Below are 654 nucleotides of genomic sequence, written 5' to 3' on the forward strand. Positions count from 1 at the left end.
CGCACTGGCCCGCCGCGTGCAGGTAGACCGGCCCGGCGTAGGTCGTGTAGTCGCCCCGGTCCTTCTTCCACGACGACGAGCCGGAGGTCCGGATGAACGCCTCCATCAGCGTGGTGGCACCCGGGTTCGTGCGCACGGTGACCACGCAGTTGTAGCCGTTGGAGTTGTTGTAGGTCAGGAAGGTCGTCCCGCGGTTGTCGGGGAGTTCGATCTTGTTCACGACTCCGTAGCCGGACCCGCACGCCCCGTTGTAGCTGGCGGCGAAGGCCGGGGCCGCGGTGCCCATCAGACCCGCGGCGGCGATTCCGGTGGCCGCGGCGAGGGTGGCGGCCTTCCTCAGGAGGTTCCTCATGATGCTTCCCGTCGTGCGTCGGTGCGCCGCCCGTCGCGGCGCGAGGGGGAGGGGCGGGGTCAGCCGCAGTTGGTGCCGTTGCGGTGCTCGTTGACGCCGTCGATGTAGCCGTACCAGTCCACGCACTGACCGGCCGCGTGCAGGTAGACCGGTCCGGCGTAGGTCGTGTAGTAGCCGCTGTCGAGCTTGGCCTCGCTGGCGGGGTCGTTGGTGCGCTTGAGGCTGACCACCATCTCGACGGCCGTACCCGGGTTGGCCCGGACGGTCACCGCGCAGTTGTAGCCGTTGGAGTTGTTGTAGGT

At 68.8% G+C, this 654-nt stretch carries 1 protein-coding gene and 1 pseudogene; both read right to left on the reverse strand.

Annotated elements, in window-relative coordinates; all coding sequences use genetic code 11:
* The coding region (locus D455_RS0127790; RefSeq protein ID WP_017573925.1) for a hypothetical protein at positions 1-352 on the reverse strand (352 nt) is incomplete at its 3' end.
* 59 nt (positions 353-411) lie between these two features.
* Positions 412-654, reverse strand: a pseudogene (locus D455_RS0127795) (spore-associated protein A); the annotation flags it as partial.

Origin of the sequence: Nocardiopsis halotolerans DSM 44410 (genome assembly GCF_000341065.1) — a bacterium.
Taxonomy (GTDB): Bacteria; Actinomycetota; Actinomycetes; order Streptosporangiales; family Streptosporangiaceae; genus Nocardiopsis; species Nocardiopsis halotolerans.